Below are 6,682 nucleotides of genomic sequence, written 5' to 3'. Positions count from 1 at the left end.
TGCCGCAGGCGGTTGCGGAAAGCAGAAGTGCACCGGCGGTAACCATTGCAAGTAGCTGCTTTTTCATGGGAAGGTTCCTTTCTCATTGTGGATTGTTCGTTTGAGAACAGCATCATCATATTCCCTGAAACTTAATTGGAACTTAAAATACAGAACACAGGGGGGCGAAAGCATTGCTTTGCAGGATGCCGCGCTGTGAACACAGGAAAAGGAGTATGGAGACAGTGTTGAGGGAAGTGGTGTCACACAGCTGCTTTTTGGCATACTTGAACGCAGCCTGCTGTGCCCCCGGTGCGTTGCACTGCGAGACTTATTTTTTTGAGCAGTCTTGCATTTCAATAGAGTTTCGCTATAATACAAATAAAGACTATTTTTTAATTTTGTACTTTATACGAGAAGGTGACAGCTTGTGGCAAGAAAGGCGTACTCCGATGAGGAGAGGGCGCAGGTAAAGGAAGCCCTGATGGTCACCATGATCCAGTGTATCGCGGACCGGGGGCTGATTCCAAGACCTTCTTCTACAGTTTCTTCTCATCCAAGGAGGAACTGGTGCTCTACGCCCTGCGATATCAGCAGCCCAGACTGTTGGACTACGCCCGTCAGCTGATGGAAGACCCGACGCTCAGTTGGCGGGCGGGCGTGGAAACCTTCCTGAAAAACTGCTGCTATGGTGCCAAAAGCGGAGTCGCTGTTTTGTCCATTGAGGAGGAGCAGCAAGTACGCCGTTGCCTTTCCGAGGAGAATTTTCAGGCATTCCGACAGGATCAGGTCAGTTTTTATGGAAAACTGCTCTCCATCTTTGGCCTCCCCACAGACAGCATTGACTCTCGGCTGTTCGGTAATCTGGCTCTGGCCATGATGATGGTACACAAGGCCATTCCGGACACTATGCCCTTCCTGTTTCCGGAGGTGGCGGAGGATATGGTGGAATTCCAGGTCAGGGCTCTGGTGGACGAGATGGAGCGTGCAAAAGAGGATGCGCGGCAGGTGAAAGCAAATGTATAGCGGTGGGTTCCTATGTCCAAACGGACACGAAAGACAGCAGAATATTGTTAAGCACAGGGCCTTGGAAAACAGGTCTCGGGTCTGTGCGGCCTTTTTATGCCTTGCGTCAGCCTGTCCAAGTGACAGGGTGTCGCAGGGCATTTTTTATTGTTCGGAAAGAGGTGCCTGATATGAATTTACCAAAACGAAATAGTGCGGACGGGCGCTGTTACTGGATGAAGCCCGAGGTACAGGAGGAACTGCAACCGCTCTTTGATCAGTGCATTCAGGATGCCATTGACGGGAGAATCACGCGGCTTGATTCCCTCTGGCCGCCGGTAGTGGTCAGCAGCGAAGGCGCACCCTTTGAGGTGCACGCTCTGGTAAGAAAATGGACCGAAGCGCAGCGGGCTGAAACGCTCGATGCGGAACAGGCCATCGCCTTCAGCGAAAACCTGCGCCGCCAGAGCCGGTGGGGTGAAATTGACTATTATTTGTTTGACCTGCTGAAACGGGAATTACAAGAGAAGTATTTTGTCGGAACAGGAAGTGAAGATGACCACTTCTGGGATCGGGAGTATTCCCTGAAACCAGGTATCCGTGCAGAACAGGTCCCGGAGCCGCTGCTGCGTTTCGCCTGCTATGTGGCAGTGAGCTATAAGGTATATGGTATGGACTTTGAGTATCTGGACACCAATTACCTCTTTGGATTGGTGGAGAAAGTCCGTCCTGATATGGTGAAAAAGCTCCGGGAACATGGAACCGGCAGGCTGCCAATCTCTCTGCAAAAGAGGAAAACAGAGCACTTCACCGCATCGGCCAACGATGCCTTTGCTGTGATCCGCATTACGGCCAGAGACAACACCGAGGAATGCTGCCGTGAAGTGCTGAATTACCTGTGTGAGGTTCTGGAGCAGGAGGATTTTCCCCGAAGCTATGCGGTGGAGTTCAAAGGACCGGAAAAGAGGTATTTGCCCATCACAGGCCTGCCCAAAAAGGGAGTAAACCAGCTCTTTGCCTGTGCCGTGCAGTACCCCAGTCTCCACCCCCTGATGGAACGGTACGCCCGGCTTGCCATGCGGCAATATGAGCAGTACACCAATCTCAGCGATGAGCAGTGTGCGCTCCCCGGAAGTTTTGCCGTGTTCGCCCTGGGAATGCTGGGGCAAGAGTGGCGGCATCTGGTATGGGATTATCTCGATCTCTGTGATGATGAGCACTCCCACTTACAGGAAAAATTCCTCCGGGAGTATGTGAAACAGTTCGGATTTACCACCGATACCGTCCCTGTGTTTGTCCGGGGTGTGCTGTCCATGCAGAACATGAAGTATTCCAAGGACTATGCCGCGTGGATGGCAAATGCAGAAAGCCTGGACGCTCTGCTGGAGGCAAAAATCCACCTGTCCGAGATCGTTCCAAGCGGTTTTTCCTCCGACGAGGATGACGATGAGGACGAGGAACCCGCCGAGGAAACAGAAGCCAGCCCGGAGGAAGTGCTGCAATACGCATGGGAAACGGTCTGCTATGTGATCTGGGGCAAAGCCAGCGCCAAGGGTGGTCAGAAAGTGGTGGAAGCAGCTCCGGAGGAACTGAGAGAGCAGTATCAGGAAATTTTTCGATAGGAGGAAACAAAATGAAAACCTTTGATCCCGATTATAAATTACTGGACGAGATGTATCAGGATGATTATTATCCTGCTTTTCTGGTAGACAAGGTAAAGGATGAACTTCAAAAGGTCATTGATTTGCTGGAGAGCGGCGAAACCGACACTGAAGTGGTGCAGGAAACGCTGGATGAGGCGGTCTGCGGCATTAACGATCTTCAGGATGAATTTTACGAAAACGACAGTGAGATTGAAACGGTAGCGCGGGATTGCATTGGCGTCACCGTGGCCTACATTCTGGAGTGGTTTGACATTCCCATTGACACCGAAGAGGCCATCCGGGAACGGGACTGGTAATTTTTCAGTGCGTTGACCACATGGCTGTCGCTATGATGCAGGAACTGGGAAAAGGGGAAACGACCGATGGCAGAGTTCAAACAAATCATAGAGGATGCGCTGGACATTCTGAAATTTGACGGAGCCGTACAGGACACTCTGGCGGAGCTTCGAGAAAAATGGGGCGCACAGGTCCCGGCGCTGCTGGATGAACGCTTTGATGTCGTTGGCATCCAATATATGAAACTGTCCCATGAAAAAGGGGTGGCAGCGTTGGGACAGGAGCTGTCTGCCTTCGGCTGGGCGCTGTATAACCTGGATGATGAGGACGAGTATCTGTTTGCCCTGATCCCAGAGGAAGAACGCAGCGAATGGGAACGCTACTGCAAAAAGCAGGGGCAATATTGCCACCTGATGAAACAGCAAGGGCGAAAATGGGGCGACCATGCCAAGGAGCAGGACCCTGGGAAGCTGATGCCCTGCGAGGAATACATACTTCAGGATGAGTACGATTGTTTTTTCAACTCCCTGGCGGGTGATTTTGCGGCGGGTGAATGGAAAAACCAGGATGCAGAAGAATGGAAAAGCGGATGTGTGGCCGATCTGCGCCAGCGTCCGCCTCAGGTAATCCGCTCCCACAGCTTGCCGCACCTTGGGCACCTTACCTATTCCCCGGAACATGAACTTTATGCCGCGTCCAGAGCCGCTGGCAGCGGAACCATTGGCCGGGTATTACTGAGCAAGAATCCAGCTACCCTCAACTGGGCCGAACCGTCCCCCATCGGATACGATGGTCCACCCCGGACTCTGTGCTGGGCTGACCATTCCCTCTGGGTGGGTGATCCCACCAACGCTACACGGATCGAACTGACTGACCGGGGCACCTGCCAGGATGTGAAAAACTGGACTCTGCCGGAAGATGGATGGAGCACCAAATATCATTGTGGCATTACGACAGACGGGCTGGGCCGGGTCTATTTTTCCAACGAGTGGTATAAGGGGCAGATCTACCGATGGGAAAACGGCAGGGTAACAAAACATACCTTCTCTCTGTATGGATACGACCATCTTTCCGAGGCCGTTCCCATTCCCGGTACAGGCCGCATTGCCATGACACACGCTGTCAGCGGCAAGGGAAGAGTGGAAGAATGCCTGCTGGAACTGGACATGGACACCGGGAGGTGCCGAATTGCCCTCCTGCCTGGAATGGGCGAGGGGCTGAAACTGCGCTGGTTTACCGGGAACTGGCTGCTGGTGCAGGGAAACGGCGAAATCCTTTCCGATGACTTTGCCCAGCTCATCAATAGAAATACCTGTGAAGTGCTGCGTATCCGTCCGGGAATGTTCGGCGGGGAGAAAATGCAGCACATCGGAATACTCACCGATGACACGGTGGTTATTGTCACCCGGCGGGATAGGGTTGGGCCGGTGTTTCGTTATCCCATCGACTTCTGGGACTTCCTGCGGACGGCAAACAAGCCCAAAAAGCTGGAATGGCGGGAGTACAAAGAAGTGTACCCGAATCTGCCCATCTTTCTGCCGCCCAAGGCCACAGAGCGGAAAATCATTCTCAAAAAAGACAGCCTGACCATCCTGGGGTCGGTATTTACGCCGCCGTTTACCCTGCCACAGCTGGCGGAAAAGTTAGGACCCGCCCGCATTGTCCTGCAAAATGGAACACGGAAAAGTCCCATTACAGGCAGAGAGAGTCCCTATACCCAGGCCCTTGCCCTGTGGGACGAGCTTGGACTCCAGGGCTGGTTGGATGAAGATGAGCAGACCATCAAAACCCTTGGTGTCCGGGTAGCGGCACAGGGAGAGTATGCGGTCCGGCAGGCATTTGACGGAGCGGTCTGGATCGGGTCCAAGGACTACCGGGAGGCCAGCTGGAAGGATTTCGGCGGATTTGCCCATACCCTCAAATTAGGCGGCTTTACCGTTTATACCCGCTTGCCGGGTCCTGTTCCAGAGGAGCAATCAGCGCAGAAAGCAAAGCTGGAGGCCCTCTCCGCTATGGTACAGATCAGCTGGAAAGAGCCAGAGAATAAGGCGGCGAAAGTGCAGAAATACAAGTTATCCAAACCGACGGAACCAGTGCTGCACTTTGATACCTTCAACTTCAAGCTGGCGGTCATGGAAGTCCTGATGTACGAGAAAGGCTTACTGGCTCCTAGACTGGATGCCCATGAGTTTGCCAGAGAGTACAGTCGCCGCAAGATCGACATTGACGCGGAAGGGTATGAACCCATCCCAGAGATTCGGAAGTGGCTGGAACAATACCCTGTCCCGGCGCGGCTGGCCCGGTCGGTCACAGAAATTGAGATGGATGGCGGCAGCGAGATTTATACCCAGCTCTGTCCGTTCTGGGATGGCGAGGATGGAGCCTTTGATCTTAATACCATTACTGAGGATGAACTGCGCCAGTTCCCTAATCTCAAACATATTACCCTCATGTCCTCTAAGCCGGAACAGGTGCTGCCGGTTCTGGAACGGTGCGGTATCAAAGCAGATTTGCTGTGAGGTGCGCTGCTATGAAGGAAAAACTATTTCGCCCACAATTTAATGCACTGAAACTGTCCGATAAGCTCTGGCTGATGCAGACGCTGGCGACTCGTTATGGACTTGCTTTCAAGGAACTATACGCCTTTTCCCGTTGGGGACAAAGCTGCACCACCGGTCTGTTTGAAAAAGGTGGCCGGGAGTTTGTCTTTGTCCCGGGCGATACCGTGATTCTTGGCTGGGAGAGCTTTGTCCAAGGGATGGATAAGGCCAACCAGGAGGAACTGGTGGATACTTTTGCGGAAATCGAATATAAGGGCACTGCGGAGGAATTTCTCCGGCAGGGAATGACCCCAGTACGCCGGGTGACCATCGGCCCCATGTTCGTGGGCAGGAAGCTGGAGGAGATCGGCTGGGAAAGCGTACCCATGAACGATCCGCGCATCACCGCCCACCCCGACTGGCTGGAGAACTTGCAGAAATGGGCAGGCCAGGACAGCCAGAGTTTTGAGATACACGAAACGGTCCGCTTTGAGCGCAATGGCGATAGCTGGCGAGCTTGGCTGTGCCATCCAATGACCTACCCGGAGTTTCAGCGATCCCTGTTGTGGGAGCTGGCAGCCAGCCTTCCCACGCCGGATGAGTGGGCCTATCTGTGCGGGGGCGGATGCCGCACCCTGTTTCCCTGGGGGGATGGACTGGACTACTCCATGCATCTGCATCACTTTGAAAACGGGGAAGACCAGGGTAAGCCATACGACATGGAGCAGCCCAACTTCTTTGGTCTGTCTATTGCCTACGATCCCTATAAGCGGGAGCTGGTAGACGGGAAAACATTGACCACCTGCGGCGGCGACGGCGGCTGCAATATCTGCGGTGGCATGGGTCCTTTGCTGGGATATTTGCCCTGTTCCCCTCACTGTAAACCGGAGGTTCGGGAAGATAATGAGATCCACAATGACTATGACTTTTTCCGCCCTGTGATCCGGGTGCAGACATCCGGGTGGAGAATGGTAGCGCCCGGAGATGAGAGGTGATATTCCCAGATGATCGAAGCAATTACGAAAATCCACACCACTTCTTCTTCGGTTACATTTGAATGTGGCGATATAGCCGTTATTGGAAACGGTGAGTTTCGGGCTTCATCAGGGAAAGTGGATGGTTTTATCCTGTATGCCGATACTTTGCGGTATGAAAACGGGATAAAGCTTTCCCGGGATGAACAGGGGAATTTGAAGTGCCTGTATCAGCACTTTGTAT

Annotated in this window: 6 protein-coding genes; all 6 read left to right on the top strand. The window is 53.3% G+C overall.

Features of this window, described 5'->3' with window-relative positions:
- Positions 1-549: 549 nt before the first annotated feature.
- A complete protein-coding gene (locus J7G73_RS13145) occupies positions 550-1,005 on the top strand; it encodes a TetR/AcrR family transcriptional regulator (RefSeq protein WP_291246587.1) in 456 nt (151 codons plus the stop codon).
- A 170-nt stretch (positions 1,006-1,175) separates the two neighbouring features.
- Entirely contained in the window at positions 1,176-2,606 is a 1,431-nt protein-coding gene (locus J7G73_RS13140; RefSeq protein ID WP_367114013.1) for a DUF6138 family protein, read from the top strand.
- Between the two features lie 11 nt (positions 2,607-2,617).
- Positions 2,618-2,944 (top strand): DUF5713 family protein, encoded by a 327-nt coding sequence (locus tag J7G73_RS13135; protein WP_291246586.1) that lies wholly within the window; start codon positions 2,618-2,620, stop codon positions 2,942-2,944.
- A 66-nt stretch (positions 2,945-3,010) separates the two neighbouring features.
- Positions 3,011-5,443 carry a hypothetical protein gene (locus J7G73_RS13130; protein ID WP_291246585.1) on the top strand — a complete coding sequence of 811 codons (2,433 nt, stop codon included), beginning with the start codon at positions 3,011-3,013 and terminating at the stop codon, positions 5,441-5,443.
- An 11-nt stretch (positions 5,444-5,454) separates the two neighbouring features.
- Positions 5,455-6,459, top strand: a complete 1,005-nt coding sequence (locus J7G73_RS13125) for a hypothetical protein (protein WP_291246584.1) — start codon at positions 5,455-5,457, stop codon at positions 6,457-6,459.
- A gap of 9 nt (positions 6,460-6,468) precedes the next feature.
- The coding region (locus tag J7G73_RS13120; protein WP_291246583.1) for a hypothetical protein at positions 6,469-6,682 on the top strand (214 nt) is incomplete at its 3' end.

The sequence above is a fragment of the Allofournierella sp. genome (genome assembly GCF_017889395.1).
In the GTDB taxonomy this organism is placed as follows: Bacteria; Bacillota; Clostridia; order Oscillospirales; family Ruminococcaceae; genus Allofournierella.
The sequence above is the reverse complement of the archived record's forward strand: the minus strand, read 5'-3'. Positions and strand labels throughout refer to the sequence as shown.